Genomic DNA, 21,946 nt, shown 5'->3' on the forward strand with positions numbered 1-21,946 from the left:
ACAAGCCGCTCGCGCAAGAGGTATCGGGTATCGCTACCCGATACCCGGCCGCGGAGTCGCGAATCCGTGCCCCCGCGCGGCCCGCCTCAGCGCCCGCTTAACCTCGTCCAGGCATGCTCCCCGCCGCCCCAGGGGAGCGCCCATGCCGTCCGAGTTCACCGTCTTCCTCGTCGCCGACGCCATGCTCGCCAAGGGCGAGCGGCCCAGCCTGCGCAGGGTCCGCGAGGCCATCCCCACCGGCGGCTCCCCCCGCGAGGTCTGCAAGCACCTGCGCGCCTGGCGGAAGAAGCGCGGCTACAACCCCAAGCTCGAACCGACCGACATGTCCAAGGCCATGAAGGAGGCCGGCCAGGCTCTCGCCATGGACCTCTGGAAGCAGGCTAAGCGCGAGGCCACGCAAACCTTCGCCCGCGAGCGCGAGGCCGCCGCGACGATGGCGGCCGACGACAAGCACGACCGCGAGCACCTGATCGGCATGGTCGAAACCCTTCAGGCCGAGAACGCCGCGCTCGCCGCCCGGGCCAAGGCCGCCGAGGACGAAGGCGTCCGCGTCCAGGCGCGCCTCGCCAAGGTCGAAAACCAGCTCGACCGCTTCCGCGCCGAGGAGTTCTGGGACCGCGTAATGCAGGAGATAGCCGAACTCCTCGTCGAGCGCGGCCCCCTGACGCCGACCGAGATCCTGTCGGAGCTCCGGGCCGTGACCCTGCGCGGCGCCACCCTGCACAAGGAGCCCCTCACGCCGGGCACGCTTAAGAAGATGGACGTCCGCGTCTTTCACGGCCGGTATTTCGAGCCGCGGGACGAGGGGCGGTATGCCCGCAAAGCCGGCTGAAGCCGGGATCGTCGACTGGCTGAAGGGCCGGCCGAGCGCTTGCCCGCTTCGAACGATGCCGGCCCCTGCAGGCCCTGCCGCTTGTCCCGCGCGATGCTCGATCTCACCTTCGGCGCATGCACAACGAGTACGACGTCATCATCGTGGGGGGAGGCGCCGCCGGCATCGGCGCTGCGCGCCGGCTTACGGCCGACGGCAAGGCGGTGCTGCTACTTGAGGCGTCGTCGCGCCTCGGAGGGCGCGCCTTCACGCAGGATCTCGGCGGGTATCCGCTCGACCTCGGCTGCGAGTGGCTCCATTCGGGCGACCGAAACGCCTGGGTCGGCATCGCCGAGGCGTCCGGCTTCCCGGTCGACCGGAGTGACCCGCCGTGGGCGAAGGCGCATCCCGGCATCGTATGGGAAGAGGACGACGAGGAGGCGGCCCGGAAGGCGTTTGGCGATTGGGAGGAGCGGCTCCGGGCGGTTGCGCAGGGCAGCGACCGGGCGAGCGATGCCCTGGAGCCGGGGGGTGAGTGGAACGCCTACGTGCGTGCCATCGCCGGCTTCATGAGCGGGGTCGCGCCCGAACGCATCTCCGCCGCCGACTACATGGCCTACGACGATGCTTCCACGGGTCGGAACTGGAACCTGCCGCTCGGCTACGGCACCCTGGTTGCGGCCAGCCTGCCGCCGGCGGTGGCGCTGCGCCTGGCCACCCCCGTCGACCAGATCGACCTGACGGCCAACGGCGTTGCCGTCTCGACGCGGGCCGGCACCGTCCGCGCAAAGGCCGCCATCCTCACCGTCTCGACCGCGGTCCTGGCCGGCGAGGCCATCCGCCTGCCCTCGGGAACCGAGCCTTGGCGCGAGGCGGCCGCCGCCCTGCCGCTCGGGCGCAACGAGAAGGTCTTCCTGGAGATCGGGCGCGACGCCGCGTTCGAGCCGGACTCGCACGCCTACGGCAACCTGCGCGACGCGCGGTCCGCCGCCTACTCCATCCGGCCCAACGGCTGGCCGGTCATCGAGGCGTTCCTCGGCGGCGAAGGGGCCTGCATCCTGGAGGAGGAAGGCCCCGCCGCCGGCTTCGCCCACGCCACGTCCGAGCTGGTCGCCCTGTTCGGCAGCGACGTGGCCTCGGCCGTCCGGCCCCTCGCGGCCACGTCGTGGAGCCGCATGGCGTCCATCGGCGGCGCCTACAGTTGCGCGCTGCCGGGGCAATCGCAGGCGCGGGCACGGCTGGCCCAGCCGTTCGAGGACCGGCTGTTCTTCGCGGGCGAGGCGACACACCCCTTCGACTTCTCGACCGCCCACGGGGCGCACGACAGCGGGCAGCGGGCCGCTGACGAGGTACTGTCGTCTCTCTCAATGCGGCGGCTAGGCCCGGTGCGTGCAGTCTCCTGACCAGCCGGCTAGTGGTCGCCGGCTGACGTTTGATGCCCGTCGCGAGAGGCTGCTCCCGACGCTTTTCGGTCTTTCGCAAAATCCGCCCCTAAGCGGTTTGGTGGAGCGAGGAGGGCAGAGCTTAGCCCATCGTGATCCAGTACACTCAGGCCGGTGGTATGCTAGAGATGGTCCACCACCCACCGCCCCGCAGCCTCGAACGAGTCCTCATCGCGTCGGCGGAGCTGCTTGAAGCGTTTCGTCGCCCTCCCCACGTCGGGGCTATGACGACAGACCCCTTCTTTGAGACGATACCCGACGGTCAGTGGAATGCGTGCATCGGGGCACAGGGGAGCGCGTTGAACTATGTCGACGGCTATTTGGAGGCCGCTCGCGAGCTGATTGCCGCGGTGATCGACAAGCGCCTTTTCGGGAGCCGCGACACGCTCGCGATGCCGATTCTATATAACTGCCGCCATGGGCTGGAGCTTGCGCTCAAGTTCGCCATCGACCGTCTGCACAAGATGGAGATGATCGGGACTACCCACCCGGTCAACCACGACATTCAATCGCATTGGCAGCATCTTCGCGATGGGAAGATCGGCGATGCACGGCTCAACCATTTAATCGGTGAGCTAGAGCCGTTCGTAGCCAGCTTGGCGGGCATAGATGAGGACGGCCAGGAATTACGCTATGCCGTGAACCGAGATGGCGGCAGAAGTCTAAACGGCCTTGCGGTCGTGAACCTCCCGCTGATCCGGCACAGCATCGACGCGATGAGCACGATCTTAGAGCACATCAAGACGCGTCTCTTCGATCTGGAGGAGGAACGGCCGACCGGAACGCATACCGACGAGTGCTCGCGGGCCGACCTTATGGCGATTGCAACCATTATCGGTGACCACGCGACGTGGCGCGAGCCCAGCTTCGACGACAAAAAGCGGGAGGTGATGGAGCGTTTCGGTCTGAGTAGCGGGAGAAAGTTCACCGCCGCAGTTACTGCGATTCGTGCATCTCGCCCACTCGCAGCCTTGGTTGGCTTGGAGTCGGAACTCCGGCACCTTAGTGACGACAAGGCTGTTGCAGCGCTAAGTCAATGGGCGAAGGCCCATCCCGTCAAGCCGTATGACCCTGAGGATCTCGGCATCGACTATTTCGACCGGGACTGGGAAAGGTACTCGGAAGAGGCGCGGATCGCGCGTGAGCTGGACGAGACCATCATTCAGCTTTTAACGATTGAAGAGTTCGCTGACCTACAAGTTGTGTTCTATATCGGACGCGACAGAGTGAAGGGCGAGCATTATGACAAGCATCTCGACCGTACAATCGAAGAACACCGCGCCGCGCCATCCCGGTGGGAGCTCGTTCACCACATCATGTCGAAGACTAGCGTGCTCGACGCTATGATAGACGGGGCTGCGGCGGTCGGACGGCCGAGCCTGGCCGACAAGCTGCGCGAAATCCGCGCAGGCTGAGAATTGTTTAGTGAAACTTACGGTTCACCGTCACGGCTTCGACACCTGAGTAGAAGGTGCCGCCGCAGATAGCTAAGACATCGCCAAAGCCAGATCTCTGAGCGCTGAGTTAGGCAAGCAACCGAATGCATGCTCGCTAACGGACTGGCAATTTCCGCTCACCACCTGTCTCGGACTTTGAGGGGTGGGTACCAGGCGGCGGGTTCCGGCCACTAGCCCTGATCGAGTTTGGCCTTCTTCTCCGCCCCGCCGCGGTATCGCAGGGTGTCGACAACGACCTGGAACGCGGCCGAGTGCTGGCGCCGGCCCGGATAGTAGAGGTGGTAGCCGGGGAACGGCGGGCTCCACGCCTCCAGCACCCAGACGAGCTCGCCCCTGTCCAGATGCTCCTGCACCTGGCTCTGCGGCAGGTAGGCGATGCCGAACCCGTCGAGCGCCGCCTGAAGGATCATGCTGACGGTATTGAACACAGCCTGGCCCTCAACCCGCACCCGGATCTCGCGACCGTCCTCCTCGAACTCCCAGGCGTACAGGCCGCCGTGCGTCGGCAGGCGCAGGTTGATGCAGGTGTGGCCGGTCAGGTCCTGGGGCGTGAGCGGCGCGGGCCGGCGCGCGAAGTAGGCCGGCGAGCCCACGGCGACCATGCGCATGTCCGGGCCGATGGGGACCGCGACCATGTCCTTGGCCACCACCTCGCCGAGCCGCACGCCGGCATCGAAGCGCTCGGCCACGATGTCGGTCATGCCGTAGTCGGTGACGAGCTCCACGTGGATGTCGGGATAGTCGGGCAACACCTTCCGCAGCGCCGGCCAGAGCACCGCCGCGACCGCGTGCTCGTCCGCGTTGATGCGGACGGTGCCGGCCGGCCTCTCGCGCAGCTCCGTCAGGGCGGCGAGCCCCGCTTCGATGCCGTCGAGGTGCGGCCCCAAGCTCTGCAGCAGCCGCTCGCCAGCCTCCGTCGGGGACACGCTGCGCGTGGTGCGGGTCAGAAGCCGCAGCCCGAGACGGCCCTCCAGCTCCTTCACCACCTGGCTCAGCGCCGACTGCGACACGCCCATCCGTGCGGCAGCGCGTGTGAAGCTGCGCTCGCGCGCCACCGCCAGGAAGGCGGCGAGGTCATTGAGGTTCTCCCGCAGCATTGATTAGCCCTGCTTATGACGGCTAGCGCGTTCTAGCGGCTAATCGGCATGCCGCGCGATGGCTAGATTGCCGCTATGCACAGCCGGCGGCAGCGCCCGGCTGGCCTGCCCGAGGCAAAACACAGGAGAACGTCCGTGGAGATCAAGCGCGCCGGCTCGCAGCCCTCCGGGAAGGGGCCCGCCGACTGGTTCACCGGCACCGTCCGCGTCGACCCGCTGTTCAGCGCGAACGAGCCCGCCCGCGCAGGCGGGGCGCTCGTGACCTTTGAGCCCGGCGCCCGCACGGCCTGGCACACGCACCCGCTCGGCCAGACGCTGATCGTCACCGCTGGCATGGGCTTGGTCCAGCGCGAGGGCGGTCCCATCGAGGAGATCCGGCCCGGCGACGTGGTCTGGTTCCCGCCGAACGAGAAGCACTGGCACGGCGCCAGCCCGACCACCGCGATGAGCCACATCGCCATCCAGGAGGCGCTCAACGGCAGCCCGGTGACCTGGATGGAGAAGGTCAGCGACGAGCAGTACCGGCCGTAAGCGCGGGCCGAGCGCGAGGGAACCAAGCCATGCCCCACGTCACCGTCAAGCTCTGGCCCGGCAAGTCGGACCGCCAGAAGCAGGACCTCGCCGACGCCATCACCAAGTCGGTGACCTCGATCCTCGGCTACGGGGACGAAGCCGTCTCCGTCGCCATGGTGGAGGTCGCGCCGTCCGAATGGACCGACGAGGTCTACGGGCCCGACATCGCCGGGCAGGCGGACAAGCTCCTCAAGAAGCCCGGCTACGGGCCACTCGCGGGAGGCCGGTGATGGTCCGTCTCGTCGCGGCGACGCTCGCGCTTGGCCTGCTCCCCGCCGGCCCGGCGCTGGCGGAGGGCATGCAGGTGTTCCCCAACGGATCGCGCCCATCGGTGAAGGGGCCCGAGGCCAACTTCACCGGCTCGGTCCGGGTCGACCCGCAATTCGCGGCGCCGGACAGCCGTCTCTCGGCCGGACACGTCACGTTCGAGCCCGGCGCCCGCTCGGCCTGGCACACCCACCCTGCCGGGCAGGTTCTGATCGTCACCTCCGGCACCGGCTGGGTGCAGGAGTGGAACGGCAAGAAGCGCCTGCTCAAGCCGGGCGACGTGGTCTGGACGCCTCCGGGCGTGAAGCACTGGCACGGCGCCACCGCGACCACCGGCATGAGCCACGAGGCCATCCAGGAGAGTGTCGACGGCAAGAACGTCGAGTGGATGGAGAAGGTCACCGACGAGCAGTACGCGTCCCCTGTCGCGCCTGAGGCCGGCAAGCCCTGACCATGCCCAGCGCCCTTGCGCCCGCCTCACCGGCGACGGCCACGACCGTGGCCGCGGCCCTGATGCCGCTGCTCGGGGTCGTGTTCGTCGCGTTCCTGGTGATCGGCATCGCCCTGCCGGTGCTGCCGCTGCACGTCCATGACGGCCTCGGTCTGGGCCCGTTCATGGTCGGGCTGGTGACCGGGTGCCAGTTCGCCGCCTCCCTGGTGGCGCGGTTCTGGTCGGGCGGCATGTCCGACGCCCGGGGGCCGAAGCGCGCCGTGACCGTGGGGCTGGCGGCGGCGTCGGTGGCCGGTGCGCTGTACCTCGCCTCGCTCGCCTTCGTGGGCGCCCCGTCAATCTCGGCCGGCATCCTCCTGGCCGGGCGCGCCGTGCTCGGCGGGGCGGAGAGCTTCATCATCACCGGTGCGACCACCTGGGGTCTGGCGCGCGCCGGCACCTCGAACGCCGGCAAGGTCATCGCCTGGACGGGAATGGCCATGTTCTCCGCCTTCGCCGCCGGGGCGCCACTCGGCACGGCCCTCTACGCGAGCGGGGGCTTCGCCGCGGTCGCCGGGGCGACGGTCCTCGCGCCACTCGCAACCCTGCTGCTGATCATGCCCGTCCGGGGCGCCACACCGGCGAACCGGACGGCTCCCTCGTTCCTCTCCGTGTTGGACCGGATCTGGCTGCCGGGCGTCGCCGCCGCACTCAGCAGCATCGGGTTTGGGGCCCTGATCACCTTCAGCGCCTTGCTGTTCTCCGCCCACGATTGGCAGCCTGTTTGGCTCGCCTTCACGGCCTACGCCGTGGCCCTCATCGCGGCCCGGCTCCTGTTCGGGCACCTGCCCGACCGGCACGGCGGCGCCAGGGTTGCCTTGGCCTGCGTGCTGATCGAGGCGGCGGGCTTGGTCCTGATGGGCACGGCCTCGTCGGTCACCGTGGCCGCGACCGGCGCCGCCCTAACGGGGTTCGGCTACGCCCTCGTCTTCCCCGGCTTCGGGGTCGAGGCGGTGCGCCGGGCCCCGCCCGAGAGCCGCGGTACGGCCATGGGCGCCTACACCGCCTGCCTCGACCTCGCGCTCGGCATCGCCGGGCCGGCGCTCGGCCTCGTGGCGGGCCACGCCGGGCTCGGGGCGGTGTTCCTCACCAGCGCAATCCCCGTGGCCTGCGCGGCCGGCATCGCGCTCCTTTTGATGCGGTCCAAGACCGTCACCAACCAACCCTGAACGAGGGCAACACGATGCGGGGATTCCTCCCTCGATCCACCCGTTCCGCGCTCCTTGCCGCATTCGGCATCGCGGCGGCACAGCCCGTCTTGGCGCAGCAGGTTGTGCCCGGATCCGCGCCGTCGCCCAAGGACGTGCAGGCGGTGGCGCCGGCGCTCGGCCACTACACCGAGGACGTGCTCGTCGCCGAGGTCTGGAAGCGGCCCGGGCTGTCGGCGCACGACCGCAGCCTCGTCACGGTCGCCGCCCTCGTCACGGAGGGGCAGACCGGGGGCCTGCTGGCCCACTACCTCAACCGGGCCCTCGACAGCGGGGTGACGCCGGCCGAACTCAGCGAGACCCTCACGCACCTGGCGTTCTACGCCGGCTGGCCGAACGCGCTCTCGGCGGCGAGCGTGGCCAAGGGCGTCTTTGCCGAGCGTGGGATCAAGGCCGACCAACTGCCGGCGGCCGACGCACCGCCGCTGACAGCCGACGAGGCAGCCGACAAGCCCAGGGCGGACGCGGTGGCGCAGGTCTACGGCGGCGTCGTGCCCGCGCTGGTCGGGTACACGAACGGCGTCCTGTTCAAGGACGTCTGGCGCCGCCCCGGGCTGGCCCCGCGCGACCGCAGCCTCGTGACGGTCGGTGCCCTGGTGGCCGGCGGCCACGCCGAGCAGCTCCCGTTCCACCTCGAACGAGCCATGAACAACGGCCTGTCCAAGGCGCAGGTCGGCGAGGTCTTGACCCACTTGGCCTTCTATGCCGGCTGGCCGAAGGCGCTGTCCGCCGTCTCTGTCGCCAAGGCCGTCTTCGAGAAGCGACCGGGCTGAGCGCCTCGTCCCAGAGCGGCACGTCGCGTCTGCCGATGCTCTTGAAGACCGACATGAACGTAAACCAGGAAAGAGACGACCTTTGACAGCCGATACCAACTCGATCTGCGTGGGGCAGGCCCGCTTCGCGAGAGACGCGGGCACGCTGCCGGCGAAGGGCTGGAGCGCGGTGTTCGCCATGTCCTTGTGCGCCGCGACCCTCGTGGCGTCCGAGTTCATGCCGGTGAGCCTGCTCACGCCCATCGCCACCGACCTGCACCTCACCGAGGGTCAGGCGGGGCAAGCCATCGCGGTCTCCGGCCTGTTCGCCGTGCTGACCAGCCTGTTCATCGCGCCGGCGACGCCGCGGCTCGACCGGCGCGCGCTCCTTCTTGGGCTGACCGTGCTGATGCTGGTCTCCGGGCTCGCGGTCGCCTTCGCGCCCAACGCGGCGGTGTTCCTGGGCGGTCGGGCGCTGGTCGGGATGGTGATCGGCGGTTTCTGGTCGCTGTCGGCGGCGACGGTCATGCGTCTCGTGCCGGCCGAGGACGTGCCGCGGGGGCTGGCCATCCTCAACGGCGGCAACGCCATGGCCACTACGGTCGCCGCGCCGCTCGGTAGCTTCCTCGGACAGTACATCGGCTGGCGCGGAGCCTTCTTCTGCGTCGTGCCCGTCGCCGCGGTTACGTTCGCTTGGCTGTCCCTCACCCTGCCGGCGATGCCGAACCGGACCCGGGCGGACGCCTTCGCTACGTTCAAGGTCCTGCGCCGACCCCGGGTGCCGCTCGGCATGCTCGCGGCCGCACTGTTCTTCCTCGGCCAGTTCGCCCTGTTCACATACCTGCGGCCCTTCTTGGAGACCGTGACCCGGGTCGACACCTCGACCCTGTCGGCCCTGCTGCTGGTGCTCGGCATCTCGGGCTTGGTGGGCACCTCCGTCATCGGCCGCATCCTGCAGACGCGCCTGTACGGCGCGCTGGTCGCCATGCCGCTGGCGATGGCCCTGCTCGCGGTGGCCCTGATCGGGCTCGGGTCGTCGCTGCCCGCGGCGGCCGTCCTTCTGGCGTTCTGGGGCCTGATTGGCACGGCGGCGCCGGTCGGCTGGTGGACCTGGGTGAGCAAGGCCCTGCCGGACGACGCGGAAGCCGGCGGCGGCCTGATGGTCGCGGTGGTCCAACTCGCCATCACCGGCGGCGCGGCCCTCGGCGGGCTGCTGTTCGACCACGCCGGCTACCGGGCGACCTTCACGTTCAGCGCACTCGTGCTCGTCGTGTGCGCCGTGACGGCGCTCCTGTCCGCCCGCGCCGACCCTGCCGCCGGCAATCACTGATCCGCACGGACCGGCCGAGCCGCGAAACCCACGTCAGCCAACGAGGAATCGAGATGAACCCGACCTACGACTTCAAGGGCAAGGTCGCCCTCGTCACCGGCGCGGCGGCGGGCATGGGCCTGGCCGCCGCCACGGCCTTCGCCGAGGCGGGCGCCGCCGTCGTGCTCGCCGACTTCAAGGAGGAGGCCGTCACGGCGGCCGCGCAGCGGCTGGCCGCCGCTGGGCACAAGGCCATCGCCGTCCGATGCGACGTCAGCGATGACGCCCAGGTCGCCGCGATGGTGGAGCGGACCGTCGCCGAGTTCGGACGCCTCGACGCCGCCTTCAACAACGCCGGGGTCATGGCCAAGATCGCGCCGACAGCCGAGAGCTCCCCGGAGGACTGGGAGCGCGTGATGGGGGTGAATCTCCGCGGCGTCTGGAACTGCATGAGGCACGAGCTGCGGCAGATGGAGCGTCAGGGCGGCGGGGCCATCGTCAACAACGCCTCGGTCGGCGCGCTGACCGGCAACCCCGGCATCGGGGCCTACATCGCCTCCAAGCACGGCGTGGTCGGCCTGACCCGCACGGCCGCCCTGGAGTACGTTAAGAAGGGCATTCGGGTGAACGCGGTGAACCCCGGCCTCATCGACACGCAGATCGCCCGCGACGTCGTCGACGGGGACGCCGGCGCCTATGCCGAGATGGAGAAGGGCACCCCCATCGGCCGGGCGGGCCGCCCCGAGGAGATAGCTGCGGCGGTGTTGTGGCTGGCCAGTTCGGCGGCGAGCTACGTGGTCGGCCAGGCCATTACGGTCGACGGCGGGATGACCGTGCCGTGACGGGCGGCCCCGCTCGGTGGTCGCGGGCCGCCGCGCTTACCGACATCGCTTCGGAAGGTAGGAAGGACGCGATCAGCATGCGACCGAAGATCATCTGCCACATGGTGACGTCCATCGACGGCAAGCTGCATCCGAGCCGGTTCACCGTGCCGGCCACCGGCGTCGATGCCGCACGGCTCCGCAAGCACTACGACGAGGTCTCGGTCCGGTTCGGCGCCCAGGGCTGGATGTGCGGGCGCTTGACCATGCAGGAAATCTCGAAGGGGAAGGCCCGGACGGTGACCGGACCCGGCATCACGTCGCGCGAGCCGTTCGTCGGCGACCGGCGGGAACGGGACCTCGCGGTCGCCATCGACCCGCACGGCAAGGTCCACTACGGGCAGGACAACCTCCTCGGCGACCATGCCGTCGCGGTTCTGTCCGAGGCGGTGTCCGACGCCTACCTCACTGAGCTGCGCGAGGACGGCGTGTCCTACGTGTTCGCTGGCCCCGACGGACGCGACCTCGCCAAGGCCATGGACGCACTGGGTGAGACGTTCGGCGTCGAGACCCTCCTGCTGGAGGGGGGCGCGGCCATCAACGGCGCCTTCCTGAAGGCGGGCCTCATCGACGAGATCAGCGTGCTCATCCACCCGGCCGTCGACGGCCTCGCCGGCGTGCAGAGCATCTTCGAGTACCCGGGTGAGCCCGACGAGCGACCTGGGGCGGGGCAGGCTCTCCGGCACATGTCCACCGAGACGCTCGAAGGCGGGATGGTGTGGCTACGGTACCAGGTGGAGAAAGCGCCGGCCTAGCCAAGGCCGCGCTGCCAACTGCACCGACGTGAGACCCATGGGAACCTCCGCACGCGTCCGTCGGGGTTGCTGATCCGGCAGGTGACGATCTGATTCGCCCTCTCAGACCGAACGTGGCCGCCGTCTTGAGAAGGCGGCCACGTCAACTCTAGGTTTTACCAGTGCGGAACTTTGGTGCTCCGCAGCGCAACACTGGGTCGGCTATCACCCTCAGCTATGGGCGAGGATCGCGAGGAGCAGCAGGGCGATGATGTTGGTGATCTTGATCGCCGGGTTCACGGCGGGGCCCGCCGTGTCCTTGTAGGGGTCGCCGACGGTGTCGCCGGTCACGGCCGCCTTGTGCGCATCCGAGCCCTTGCCGCCGTAATGGCCGTCCTCGATGTACTTCTTGGCGTTGTCCCAGGCGCCGCCGCCCGAGGTCATCGAGATCGCCACGTAGAGGCCGGTGATGATGACGCCGAGCAGCATCGCGCCGACCGTCGCGAAGGCCTGCGAGCGTCCGGCGATCGCCTGGATCACGAAGAACAGCACGATCGGCGAGAGCACCGGCAGGAGCGAGGGGACGATCATCTCCTTGATCGCGGCGCGGGTCAGCATGTCGACGGCGCGGCCGTAATCGGGCCGGTCGCGCCCCTCCATGATGCCGGGCTTCTCGCGGAACTGGCGGCGCACCTCCTCGACCACGGCGCCGGCGGCGCGGCCGACCGCGGTCATGGCGATGCCGCCGAACAGGTAGGGGATGAGGCCGCCGAGCAGCAGGCCGACCACGACGTAGGGGTTCGACAGCGAGAAGTCGACGCTGACGCCCTTGAAGAAGCGGTACTGCGTGTCGCTGGCATTGGCGATGAAGTAGTTCAGGTCCGAGGTGTAGGCCGCGAACAGAACCAGCGCGCCGAGGCCGGCCGAGCCGATGGCGTAGCCCTTGGTGACCGCCTTGGTGGTGTTGCCGACCGCGTCGAGCGCATCCGTCGACTTGCGCACGTCCGGGGGCAGGCCCGCCATCTCGGCGATGCCGCCGGCATTGTCGGTGACCGGGCCGAAGGCGTCGAGGGCCACGATGAAGCCGGCGAGCGCCAGCATCGCGGTCACCGCGATGGCGATGCCGAACAGGCCGGCCAGCGCGTAGGTGGTGATGATGCCGGCGACGATCACGATGGCCGGCAGCGCCGTCGATTCGAGGGAGATCGCCAGCCCCTGGATCACGTTGGTGCCGTGGCCGGTGACCGAGGAGGTCGCGATCGACTTCACGGGACGGAAGTTCGTGCCCGTGTAGTACTCGGTGATCACCACGATGAGCGCGGTGATCGCGAGACCGATCACCGCGCAGCCGAGAAGGCCGGCCGAGGTGAAGGTCACCCCCGTCGTCGTGGTGAAGCTCGTCGAGAAGCCGCCGAGCAGGGTGTAGTTCACGATCGCGATCGCCACGATCGAGAGCACGCCCGCCGTGATCAGGCCCTTGTAGAGGGCGCCCATGATCGACTGGTTGGCGCCGAGCCGCACCGCGAAGGTGCCGGCGATCGAGGTGACGATGCAGGCCGCGCCGATGGCGAGCGGGTAGAGCATCATCGATTCGAGCACGGGCCCGTTGCCGGCGAAGAAGATCGCGGCGAGCACCATGGTCGCGACGACGGTGACGGCGTAGGTCTCGAACAGGTCGGCCGCCATGCCCGCGCAATCGCCGACATTGTCGCCGACGTTGTCGGCGATGGTGGCGGGGTTGCGCGGATCATCCTCCGGAATGCCGGCCTCGACCTTGCCGACGAGGTCGCCGCCGACATCCGCGCCCTTGGTGAAGATGCCGCCGCCGAGACGGGCGAAGATCGAGATCAGCGAGGCGCCGAAGCCGAGCGCCACCAGCGCGTCGATGACCTCGCGGCTCGACGGCGCGAGGCCGGCGCCGCGGGTGAGGTAGGTGTAGTAGAGGGCGACGCCCAGCAGCGCGAGGCCGGCCACCAGCATGCCGGTGACGGCGCCCGACTTGAAGGCGACCTCGAGGCCGCCGCCGAGCGAGGTCGAGGCGGCCTGCGCCGTGCGGACGTTGGCGCGCACCGAGACGTTCATGCCGATGAAGCCGGCCGCGCCCGAGAGCACGGCGCCGATGAGGAAGCCGATCGCCACCTTGAGGCCGAGGAAGTAGGCGAGCGCGACGAAGAGGACGATTCCGACGATGCCGATGGTGGCGTACTGGCGCTTCAGATAGGCCTGGGCGCCCTCGCTGATGGCGCCTGCAATCTCCTGCATGCGCTGGGTGCCGGCGTCGCGTTTCATCACGTCGTTGATCGTGACGATGCCATAGGCGACGGCGCAGAGCCCGCCCAGGATGATCAGCAGCAATGCGGTCATTCGTCCGTCCTTGTTGGTGGGCCTGGCTTTGGCTTTCTGCCTTCACCGAGCACGACCTGGGGAGGGCCGTGGGACGCAGTGCTCGGAAAGGTGCATTTCCTCCCAGAAGTGCCCGCTCTGCTTGCCAAACTTCGCGGTAGAGAGCAAACGCGACTTTGGCCGCGCGAACACAAGTTTTCGCTGCACCGCAGCGCAAGCTGGGCAGTTCAGTTCGGGCCGTCGCGCGGCCCGCGGGGCGATGCTCAGAAGTGGCTGAAGGCGGCGCTCGCGAAGGCGCGCGGCCGGCCGTCGGTGCCGAGGAAGACCGGGGCGCCCTCCCCTGCCGCCACCGTGCCGATCGCCCGGACCGGCACGCCGGCCGCGGCGGCCGCCTCCCGGAAGGCGTCGAGGCGCTCCGGCGCCACCGTGCACAGGATCTCGTAATCGTCGCCGCCGGTCAGCGCGAGGTCGTGCAGGTCGGGACGGTCGGCGACGGCGCGGCCGGCGGCCGGGGACAGGGGCACGGCGGCGGCCTCGACCGTCGCGGTGAGGCCCGTGCCCTTCAGCATCTTGGCGAGGTCGCCGGCGAGCCCGTCCGAGACGTCCATCGCGGCGCTGGCGAAGCGGCGCAGCACCGGGGCCAGGGCGAGGCGCGGACGGGGGCGGAGATAGCGGTCGGCGAGCGCGCCGCGCGCATCGTCGTCGAGGCTTCCGGCGAAGGCGGGGTCGCGGCGCAGGCGCAGGCCGAGGGCGGCGTCGCCGATCGTGCCGCTGACGCAGACACGGTCGCCCGCGGACGCCGTCGTGCGGCGGACCATGGTACCCGCCGGCACCTCGCCCAGGGCCGTCACTCCGATCAGCGTGGCGCCGCCGGCCTTCACGGTGTCGCCGCCGAGGAGCGGGCAGCCGTGCCGCTCAGCACTCTCGCCGAGCCCGCGGGCGAAGGCGGCAAGCCAGTCCTCGCTCCAGTCCGGGGCGAGCGCGAGAGTCAGCAGGAAGCCGCGGGGCGCCGCGCCCTTGGCGGCGAGGTCGGACAGGTTCACGCCGAGCGCCTTGGCGGCGATCGAATCGGGCGGATCGTCGGGGAAGTAATGGACCCCCGCCACCACCGCGTCGGCGGTGAGGACGAGGTCGTGGCCGGGCGACGGGGTGAGGCGCGCCGCGTCGTCCCGGAGCCCGTCCGCCCCCTCCCCCGCGAGCGGGGCGAAGTAGCGCGCGATCAGCGCCTCCTCGGAGGCGCGGGGCGCCCCCCCGCTCACCCGCGCTTCTGGGCGGTCAGCTCGTCGCCGCGGAGCTTGCGGGCGATCCGGTCGAGCACCGCGTTGACGAGGCCCGGCTCGTCGCCGGTGTAGAAGCTGTGCGCCACGTCGACATATTGCGAGATCGCGGCGCGCGGCGGGACGTCCTTGCGGAACATCAGCTCGTAGGTGCCCGCGCGCAGGATCGCGCGCAGCACCGTCTCGATGCGGCGCAGCGGCCAGCCCTGGGTCAGGGCCTGGTCGATCTGCGGATCGATCTGGCGCTGCTCCTCCACGGTGCCGCGCAGCAGGTCGCGGAAGAAGGCGACCTCGGCCGGGGGATGGGCGACGCCGTCGATCTCACGGCCGATCCAGTGGGCCTCGAACTCGGCGAGCGCGTCGAGGACGCCCTTGCCGGAGATGTCCATGTCGTAGAGCGCCTGCACCACGGCGAGCCGCGCGCCGGCGCGCTGTTCGAGCTTCGTCACGGGCTCAGGCTCCCTCGGCCGCCAGTTTCAGGGCGAGGACGGCGAGCGCGGCCTCCGCCGCGCCGCCGCCCTTGTTCATCTCGGAGACCCGGGCGCGGGCGAAGGCCTGCGCCTCCGTCTCGACGGTGAGGATGCCGTTGCCGAGCGGCAGGCCGCGATCGACCGACAGGTCCATCAGCGCGCGGGCGCTCTCGCCGGCCACGATGTCGTAATGGCCGGTCTCGCCGCGGATGACGCAGCCGAGGGCCACGACGGCGTCGTAGGGCCGGCCGGCGCGCTCGGCCGCATCGAGCAGGATCGCGACCGTCGCCGGGATCTCGAGGGCGCCGGGCACGGTGACCACGGTCGCCTCGGCGCGGGCGGCCTCGATCGCCCCGCTTGCGCCGGCGAGCAGCTCGTCGGCGAGGGCGTCGTAGAAGCGCGCCTCGACGACGAGGATGCGGGCGCCTGGAATCTGGGTGGCGGCTGACGCCGCCCGGCTGTGTCCAACCATGAAGCGTGACCCGAAGCGGGGGGAGGAAGGGCGTATCCGCGCGCCGTCACGGCCTCTCTGCGCGGGCCGATGTTCGGGGCCGCGAGCGTTAGACCGAAGCGCGCGCCGCCACAAGCGGGACGTACCGGCTTCCGGCCCGCAGCCGCTTGCAGGGGCCGGCCCAGCGGATGCATGAACGGAGCCGAGCGTGCCCTGCCGGGGCCTTCAGGGAGATCAGGCGTGCCCGACTTCGACCTCGCGATCCGGGGCGGCACCGTCGTCACCGCCAGCGATACGGTGCGGGCCGATATCGGCATCCGGGACGGGCGCATCGTGGCGGTCGCCGACCGGGTCGAGGGCGCCGCGCGCGAGATCGACGCGAGCGGCCTCCTCGTCCTGCCGGGCGGCATCGACAGCCACGTGCACATCGCCCAGCCCTCCGGGCCCGGCATCGTCATGGCCGACGACTTCGCCTCGGCGACCCGCTCGGCGGCGGCGGGCGGCAATACCTGCGTGATGCCCTTCGCCCTGCAGCCCCGCGGCGAGAGCCTGCGCGCCACCGCCGACGCCTACCGGGCCAAGGCCGAAGGCCAGTGCCTGATCGACACCGCGATCCACCTCATCGTCTCGGACCCGACCGACGCGGTGCTCGGCCAGGAGCTGCCGGCGCTGGTGGCGGACGGCTACACCTCGTTCAAGGTCTTCATGACCTACGACGACCTCGTGCTGAACGACCGCGAGCTCCTGGAGGTGTTCGCGGTGGCCCGGCGCGAGGGCGCGCGGGTGATGGTGCATGCGGAGGGCTACGACACCATCCGCTTCCTCAGCGAGAAGCTGGAGCGGGCGGGCGAGACCCGGCCCTATGGCCACGCCCTCTCCCGGCCGCAGACAGTGGAGCGGGAGGCGGCGCACCGCGCCATCAGCCATGCCGAGCTGATCGACGTGCCGATCGTGATCGTCCACGTCTCGGGCAGCGAGGCGACGGAGCAGATCGCCTGGGCTCAGGGACGCGGCCTCCGGATCCATGCCGAGACCTGCCCGCAATACCTGACGCTGACCGCCGAGGACATGAAGGGGATCGGCGATCCCGACGACATGGCGGGCGCCAAATACGTCTGCTCGCCCCCGCCCCGCGACGCGGCGAGCCAGGAGGCGGTCTGGTCCGGCATCCAGCGCGGTATCTTCGACATCGTCTCCTCCGACCATTGCCCGTTCCGCTACGACGACCCGAAGGGCAAGCTGAACCCGCGCGGGCGCACCTCCTTCCGCTGGATTCCGAACGGCATGCCGGGGATCGAGACGCGCCTACCGGTGCTGTTCTCGGAGGGCGTCTCGAAGGGGCGGATCTCGCTCAACAAGTTCGTGGCGCTCACCGCCACCAACCACGCCAAGCTCTACGGGCTCTATCCGCTGAAAGGTTCGATCGCTCCGGGCTTCGACGCCGACCTCGCCCTGTGGGACCCGAACCGCCGCGAGACCATCCGCCAGGAGATCCTGCACCACGGCTCGGACTACACGCCGTGGGAGGGCTTCGCGGTCACCGGCTGGCCGGTGATGACGATCAGCCGCGGCGAGGTGGTCGCCGAGGAGGGCCGCATCCTCGGCGAGCCCGGCCGCGGCCGGATCGTCGACCGCTCGGTCGACCCGGCCGAGCGCCGGGTGGATTGAGGGCGCGTCCGCTCCGGCGTCGGGTTCGCGCCCAGCGGCGATGCGGACTCGACGCGCCCCCTTTCCCGTTCGGGAGATGGGACCCGCGCGCCCTTGGGCATTCGTCGCGGGCGGCGCATAAGGGCTGCGAGGCACGTTCCTCCCACCCCGTCACGCTTCCTTGGACCCTGCGCCGCGCGGTGCCATAAGGGGCGCCGCTCTCGCGGACCGATCGGGGATGGACGGAACACAGACCACGCGGATCGCGGATGCGGACCGGCCCGCCCCGGCCCGCTCGCCGCTCTCGGCCCTGCGCATCGCCTGGAAGCGGGTGGCGCGGGCGATCGGCGACGCGCTCCCCAAGGGCCTCTACGCGCGCTCGCTGATCATCATCATCGCGCCCGTGGTGCTGCTGCAGTCGGTGATCGCCTACACCTTCATGGAGCGGCACTGGCAGCTCGTGACGCGGCGCCTCTCCTCGGCGGTGACCTCGGACGTCGCGGCGCTGATCGACATCTACGAGAGCTATCCGCAGGACAAGGACGCCGAGACCCTGACGCGGATCGCGGGCAACCGGCTCAGCCTCGACCTCGACATCCTCAAGGGCGCGAAGATCCCGCTCTCGGGCCCGCGGCCCTTCTTCTCGATCCTCGACGAGGCGCTCTCCGACGAGATCAAGCGCCAGATCGGGCGCCCGTTCTGGATCGACACGGTGGGGCGCTCGAACCTCATCGAGATCCGCGTGGCGATCCCCGACGGGGTGATGCGGATCACCGCGCGGCGCAGCCAGGCCTACGCCTCGAACTCGCACATCTTCCTGGTCTGGATGACCGGATCCTCGATGGTCCTGCTCGGCGTCGCGATCCTGTTCCTGCGCAACCAGATCAAGCCGATCCTGCGCCTCGCGGCGGTGGCGGAAGGGTTCGGCAAGGGCCGCGACATCGAGTTCCGCCCGCGTGGCGCCCGCGAGGTCCGGCAGGCGGGCCACGCCTTCATCGAGATGAAGCGGCGCATCGAGCGGGCGATGGAGCAGCGCACGACGATGCTCAACGGGGTCTCCCACGACCTGCGCACCATCATCACCCGGTTCCGGCTCTCTCTCGCGCTGATCGAGCAGACCCCGGAGGTCGAGGACCTGACCCGCGACGTGGACGAGATGAGCCGCATGCTCGAAGGCTATCTCGCCTTCGCCCGCGGCGATTCGGCGGAGGTCGCCGCGCCCACCGACATGCGCGCCCTGCTGGAGGACCTGCGCACCGACGTGGAGCGGCTCGGCGCCCATGTCGCCGAGGTGGATCTGGAGGGCGACACGACGGTGACGGTGCGGTCCGACGCGATCCGCCGCTGCCTGTTCAACCTCGCCGCCAACGCCGCGCGCTACGGCGAGACCGTGATGATCTCAGGGAGGCGCGAGGCGCGCAGCTTCCTCGTCTCGATCGACGACGACGGCCCGGGCATCCCGCTCGAGAGCCGCGAGGAGGTGTTCAAGCCCTTCGTGCGCCTGGACGATGCCCGGCAGGATGCGGGCGGCTCCGGCCTCGGCCTCTCGATCGCCCGCGACATCGCCCGCGCCCATGGCGGCGACGTGTCGCTCCACGACAGCCCGCTCGGCGGTCTGAGGGCGACGGTGCGGGTGCCGGCCTGACCCGCGAGCCCGCCTCAGCTGCGGGCGTGGGCCATGGCGATCTCGGTCGCCACGTTGGCGAAGAGATGGTCGAGGGAGCGCTGGTCCAGGCCCGCGGCGTCGAGGCGGCGGCGCAGGTCGTCCGGCCCCAGCCAGGGCCGCATGCCGTTCGGCAGGAAGCGCAGGAGCATCCCGCTCACCACCTGATCCCGGACATAGGCGCGATGGCGGACGAGGCGGGCGATCTGCACCGTGAGATCGCCGATCCGGTCGGACGAGGTGCTGGGACCGGATCGTGTAACTGCCTGGAGACGCATGGGAACCTCCGATTGACTCGAGGTTGCCCGAGAGATGCTGCGCTTCGATGCGGGATTTGCGGACAATTTTACGGAAATCCGCGGCTGTGGACCCCCGAGGATGGCGCGCCGCCTAAAATCTTGGCCGCGGGGTGTCCCCATCGCGGAGAACCGGTGCTATGCACGCTGCGCTTTGTCCGCGCCGCGGCGTCCGAAGGGTGCCGCCCCACGTGAGTGCCGCCATGAACCCGCTCGTTCCGCTGTCCATCCTGGTGTGCGTGCCGATCGCCGCCATCGCCCTCGTGCTCGGCACCGATACCGGCATCGAGACGTCCCTGATCACCGCCTCGATCAAGACCTTCATCATCCTCGGCGCGATCGCCGCGGCGCTCTCCTTCGGCGCGAGCCGTCTGGCCGAGCGCTCCAGGCACTGAGGATCGCGGGCGGGCCGCCCTCGCGTCCCGCCTCGCTTCGGACATCGGGGCAGGCTCGCCGAGCCGGCCCGGGCGCGCCCCGCTCTCCATCACATCCGGTGTCATGGGCCCGCGCATTGCATCGGCGTCCCGGGCGGCGCAGCGTCGCCCGCCCGACGCCGACGACGATCCAGGGAGGCCCCGCATGCTCCACACCGTCCCCGCCTTCGGGCGCATCGGCGAGGAGAACGCCTTCGCGGTGCTGGCCCGGGCCAACGCGCTGGCCGCCGAGGGCCGCGACATCATCAATCTCGGCATCGGCCAGCCCGACCTGCCGACGCCGCCCCACATCGTCGAGGCCGCGATCAAGGCTCTGCGCGACGGCCATCACGGCTACACGCCGGCCGTCGGCATCCTGCCGCTCCGCGAGGCGGTCGCCCGCGACATCCATCGCCGGCACGGGGTCGAGGTCTCGCCCGATTCGGTGCTGATCGTGCCGGGCGGCAAGGTCACCATGTTCATGGCGATCCTGATGTTCGGCGCGCCGGGCGCCGAGATCCTCTATCCGGATCCGGGCTTCCCGATCTATCGCTCGATGATCGAGTTCACCGGCGCGACGCCCGTGCCCGTGCCGATCCGCGAGGATAACGGCTTCGCCTTCTCCGCCGAGGAGACGCTCGGCCTGATCACCGAGCGGACGCGCCTGCTCATCGTCAACTCGCCGGCCAATCCGACCGGCGGCGTGACGCCGAAGGCCGAGATCGACGCGCTGGTGGCGGGCCTCGCCGCCCATCCGGACGTCGCCGTGCTGTCGGACGAGATCTACGGCACGATGACCTATGACGGGGAGGCGCATCACTCCCTGCTCGCCTACCCTGAGATCCGCGACCGGCTGATCTATCTCGACGGCGCCTCGAAGACCTACGCCATGACCGGCTGGCGGCTCGGCTGGTCGGTCTGGCCGAAGCCCCTCTACGATGCCGCCCGCAAGCTCGCGGTCAATTCGCATTCCTGCGTGAACGCCGCGACGCAATGGGCCGGCGTCAGCGCCCTCGACGGGCCGCAGGATTGCGTGGCCGAGATGGTGGCCGAGTTCGACAAACGCCGGGCGATCGTCGTCCAGGGCCTCAACGACCTGCCGAACGTGAGCTGCATCGCCCCGAAGGGCGCCTTCTACGCCTTCCCGAACGTCTCCCGCACCGGCTGGAAGGCGAAGCAACTCGCCTCCACCCTGCTGGAGGAGGCGGGCGTCGCGGTGATCGGCGGGCCGGATTTCGGCGTGCACGGCGAGGGCTATATCCGCCTCTCGTATGCCAATTCCGCCGAGAACATCCGCCGCGCGCTGGAGCGGATGCAGGCCTTCCTCGCCGAGCGCCGGCCGGGCTGATCGTCTACACCGCGACCTCGCGCTCGACCCGCGCGGCGGCCGGGTCCGGCACGTCGAGGGCCTCGGCGAGCATCTTGAAGAACTGGCGCTCCTGCACCGTGTCGAGGTCGATCGCGAGGCGGGCGGCGGCGTAGATCCGCGTGGCGGTCTCGGGATCGTTCACGGAATCGGCGATCTCGTCGATCTCGGCCGGGCTTTCCAGCTCGCGCTCCAGCCAGGCGCGGCCGTCCGGGTCGAGCCCCGCGGCGGCGACCGCCTCGTCGAGGCGCCGGCGCTCGGCCGCGTCGATGACGCCGTCGGCGAGGGTCGCGGCGACCATGGCCCGCAGCATCAGGCGGGCCTCGTCCTCGGGCACGTCCTTGAAGTCCGGCGTCGTGGCGCCCGGCGCGGCGGTGCCGCGCAGGGCGTGGTAGGCGATGCTGCCGATCAGAGCGAGCCCGCCGAGCGCGGCCCCGGCCGTCAGGCCGCCGCGCCGCGCCCGCACGAGAGCATCGACGATCCGTCTCGTATCCGCCATGTCCGTTCCTCCCGGAGGTTCGGACCGGCAACCCGGTGGACGGGGCTCGGGTTCACCGCCGAGCCGGCCCTAACGCGTCAGGCGTCGAGGGCGTCGTCCTCCTCGTCCTCCTCGTCGATGTCCACCAGGAAGACGATGTCGGCCTCGTCCTCGGCGTCGCCGGCCTCGGCGTCGGCATGGTGCGGATCGGCCTCGAAATCACCCGAGCCGTCATCCTCGGCGAGGGCATCCTCGAAGATCTCGACCTCGTCCTCGGTGGCCGGACGGACCTTCAGCTCGGAGGTGCCGTTCCAGAGCGGCGTGCCGCTGCTCGTCATCGACCGGATGTCGGACTTGAAGCCGTCGCAGGTGAAGAGGTCGCGCGCGGTCTCCTCGTCGCCGTTGATGACAGCCACGGCCGTGCCGTCGATCTCGAGGGTGAACATGACCAGCTTCCTTCTCGCGAGTCGGCGCCCGTCAGGTTGGCACCGCGCGGCGCCTCTGTAGGGGTCGGCGGGGCG

The 21,946-nt window shown here is 70.3% G+C and carries 23 protein-coding genes; 15 read left to right on the forward strand and 8 right to left on the reverse strand.

Annotated features, from left to right (window positions below; genetic code table 11):
- The first annotated feature begins 142 nt into the window (after nucleotides 1-142).
- The 3 genes from MTDSW087_RS00840 (at nucleotide 143) to MTDSW087_RS00850 (ending at nucleotide 3,668) form a co-directional block, all read left to right on the forward strand.
- Nucleotides 143-832, forward strand: coding sequence for a DNA-binding protein (locus tag MTDSW087_RS00840; protein WP_144758816.1), 690 nt, complete (start codon nucleotides 143-145; stop codon nucleotides 830-832).
- Nucleotides 833-948: 116 nt separating this feature from the next.
- Entirely contained in the window at nucleotides 949-2,214 is a 1,266-nt protein-coding gene (locus tag MTDSW087_RS00845) for a flavin monoamine oxidase family protein (protein WP_144758819.1), read from the forward strand.
- A 131-nt stretch (nucleotides 2,215-2,345) separates the two neighbouring features.
- Nucleotides 2,346-3,668, forward strand: coding sequence for a hypothetical protein (locus MTDSW087_RS00850; protein WP_144758822.1), 1,323 nt, complete (start codon nucleotides 2,346-2,348; stop codon nucleotides 3,666-3,668).
- A gap of 212 nt (nucleotides 3,669-3,880) precedes the next feature.
- Here the strand turns inward: MTDSW087_RS00850 and MTDSW087_RS00855 are convergent, their stop codons facing one another.
- Nucleotides 3,881-4,807, reverse strand: coding sequence for a LysR family transcriptional regulator (locus MTDSW087_RS00855; RefSeq protein ID WP_144758825.1), 927 nt, complete (start codon nucleotides 4,805-4,807; stop codon nucleotides 3,881-3,883).
- Between the two features lie 135 nt (nucleotides 4,808-4,942).
- Between MTDSW087_RS00855 and MTDSW087_RS00860 the strand changes: the two genes are divergently transcribed.
- The 8 genes from MTDSW087_RS00860 to MTDSW087_RS00895 all read left to right on the forward strand — a co-directional run bounded on the left by MTDSW087_RS00860 (nucleotide 4,943) and on the right by MTDSW087_RS00895 (nucleotide 11,042).
- A complete protein-coding gene (locus MTDSW087_RS00860; RefSeq protein WP_144758828.1) occupies nucleotides 4,943-5,338 on the forward strand; it encodes a (R)-mandelonitrile lyase in 396 nt (131 codons plus the stop codon).
- Between the two features lie 29 nt (nucleotides 5,339-5,367).
- Nucleotides 5,368-5,610, forward strand: coding sequence for a tautomerase family protein (locus tag MTDSW087_RS00865; protein WP_144758831.1), 243 nt, complete (start codon nucleotides 5,368-5,370; stop codon nucleotides 5,608-5,610).
- 68 nt (nucleotides 5,611-5,678) lie between these two features.
- Nucleotides 5,679-6,098 carry a (R)-mandelonitrile lyase gene (locus MTDSW087_RS00870; protein ID WP_210248265.1) on the forward strand — a complete coding sequence of 140 codons (420 nt, stop codon included), beginning with the start codon at nucleotides 5,679-5,681 and terminating at the stop codon, nucleotides 6,096-6,098.
- Between the two features lie 2 nt (nucleotides 6,099-6,100).
- On the forward strand, nucleotides 6,101-7,306 hold the full coding sequence (locus MTDSW087_RS00875) for an arabinose transporter (RefSeq protein ID WP_144758837.1): 1,206 nt from the start codon (nucleotides 6,101-6,103) through the stop codon (nucleotides 7,304-7,306).
- A 14-nt stretch (nucleotides 7,307-7,320) separates the two neighbouring features.
- Nucleotides 7,321-8,118 (forward strand): carboxymuconolactone decarboxylase family protein, encoded by a 798-nt coding sequence (locus MTDSW087_RS00880; protein WP_144758840.1) that lies wholly within the window; start codon nucleotides 7,321-7,323, stop codon nucleotides 8,116-8,118.
- Between the two features lie 178 nt (nucleotides 8,119-8,296).
- Entirely contained in the window at nucleotides 8,297-9,427 is a 1,131-nt protein-coding gene (locus tag MTDSW087_RS00885; RefSeq protein WP_238179307.1) for an MFS transporter, read from the forward strand.
- Nucleotides 9,428-9,480: 53 nt separating this feature from the next.
- Nucleotides 9,481-10,248, forward strand: coding sequence for a glucose 1-dehydrogenase (locus MTDSW087_RS00890; RefSeq protein ID WP_144758843.1), 768 nt, complete (start codon nucleotides 9,481-9,483; stop codon nucleotides 10,246-10,248).
- A 77-nt stretch (nucleotides 10,249-10,325) separates the two neighbouring features.
- Complete coding sequence (locus MTDSW087_RS00895; RefSeq protein ID WP_144758846.1) at nucleotides 10,326-11,042, forward strand: RibD family protein; 717 nt, start codon at nucleotides 10,326-10,328, stop codon at nucleotides 11,040-11,042.
- Between the two features lie 210 nt (nucleotides 11,043-11,252).
- Here the strand turns inward: MTDSW087_RS00895 and MTDSW087_RS00900 are convergent, their stop codons facing one another.
- The 4 genes from MTDSW087_RS00900 to ribH form a co-directional block, all read right to left on the reverse strand.
- Entirely contained in the window at nucleotides 11,253-13,385 is a 2,133-nt protein-coding gene (locus MTDSW087_RS00900; RefSeq protein ID WP_144758849.1) for a sodium-translocating pyrophosphatase, read from the reverse strand.
- Nucleotides 13,386-13,627: 242 nt separating this feature from the next.
- Complete coding sequence (gene thiL, locus MTDSW087_RS00905) at nucleotides 13,628-14,623, reverse strand: thiamine-phosphate kinase (protein WP_144758852.1); 996 nt, start codon at nucleotides 14,621-14,623, stop codon at nucleotides 13,628-13,630.
- On the reverse strand, nucleotides 14,620-15,030 hold the full coding sequence (nusB, locus tag MTDSW087_RS00910) for a transcription antitermination factor NusB (RefSeq protein WP_238179309.1): 411 nt from the start codon (nucleotides 15,028-15,030) through the stop codon (nucleotides 14,620-14,622). The genes thiL and nusB overlap by 4 nt, the downstream gene beginning before the upstream one ends.
- Before the next feature lie 64 nt (nucleotides 15,031-15,094).
- Nucleotides 15,095-15,583, reverse strand: a complete 489-nt coding sequence (gene ribH / locus MTDSW087_RS00915; RefSeq protein ID WP_144758857.1) for a 6,7-dimethyl-8-ribityllumazine synthase — start codon at nucleotides 15,581-15,583, stop codon at nucleotides 15,095-15,097.
- A 219-nt stretch (nucleotides 15,584-15,802) separates the two neighbouring features.
- On the opposite strand from ribH, the gene hydA reads away from it, so the two are divergent.
- Both hydA and MTDSW087_RS00925 read left to right on the forward strand, forming a co-directional pair.
- Nucleotides 15,803-17,230: a dihydropyrimidinase gene (hydA, locus tag MTDSW087_RS00920; RefSeq protein ID WP_144758860.1), complete on the forward strand. Its 1,428-nt coding sequence runs from the start codon at nucleotides 15,803-15,805 to the stop codon at nucleotides 17,228-17,230.
- Nucleotides 17,231-17,447: 217 nt separating this feature from the next.
- Entirely contained in the window at nucleotides 17,448-18,854 is a 1,407-nt protein-coding gene (locus MTDSW087_RS00925; protein WP_210248263.1) for an ATP-binding protein, read from the forward strand.
- A gap of 14 nt (nucleotides 18,855-18,868) precedes the next feature.
- On the opposite strand, the gene MTDSW087_RS00930 is transcribed toward MTDSW087_RS00925, so the two are convergent.
- On the reverse strand, nucleotides 18,869-19,150 hold the full coding sequence (locus MTDSW087_RS00930) for a hypothetical protein (RefSeq protein ID WP_144758865.1): 282 nt from the start codon (nucleotides 19,148-19,150) through the stop codon (nucleotides 18,869-18,871).
- A gap of 221 nt (nucleotides 19,151-19,371) precedes the next feature.
- On the opposite strand from MTDSW087_RS00930, the gene MTDSW087_RS00935 reads away from it, so the two are divergent.
- Nucleotides 19,372-19,563 (forward strand): hypothetical protein, encoded by a 192-nt coding sequence (locus tag MTDSW087_RS00935; RefSeq protein WP_144758868.1) that lies wholly within the window; start codon nucleotides 19,372-19,374, stop codon nucleotides 19,561-19,563.
- 184 nt (nucleotides 19,564-19,747) lie between these two features.
- A complete protein-coding gene (locus tag MTDSW087_RS00940) occupies nucleotides 19,748-20,929 on the forward strand; it encodes a pyridoxal phosphate-dependent aminotransferase (protein WP_144758871.1) in 1,182 nt (393 codons plus the stop codon).
- A gap of 4 nt (nucleotides 20,930-20,933) precedes the next feature.
- Here MTDSW087_RS00940 and MTDSW087_RS00945 read toward each other — a convergent pair whose 3' ends face one another.
- On the reverse strand, nucleotides 20,934-21,446 hold the full coding sequence (locus MTDSW087_RS00945) for a tellurite resistance TerB family protein (protein ID WP_144758874.1): 513 nt from the start codon (nucleotides 21,444-21,446) through the stop codon (nucleotides 20,934-20,936).
- A 77-nt stretch (nucleotides 21,447-21,523) separates the two neighbouring features.
- Complete coding sequence (locus tag MTDSW087_RS00950; protein ID WP_144758877.1) at nucleotides 21,524-21,871, reverse strand: hypothetical protein; 348 nt, start codon at nucleotides 21,869-21,871, stop codon at nucleotides 21,524-21,526.
- Nucleotides 21,872-21,946 lie beyond the last annotated feature (75 nt).

The sequence above is a fragment of the Methylobacterium dankookense genome, from assembly GCF_902141855.1.
Taxonomy (GTDB): domain Bacteria; phylum Pseudomonadota; class Alphaproteobacteria; order Rhizobiales; family Beijerinckiaceae; genus Methylobacterium; species Methylobacterium dankookense.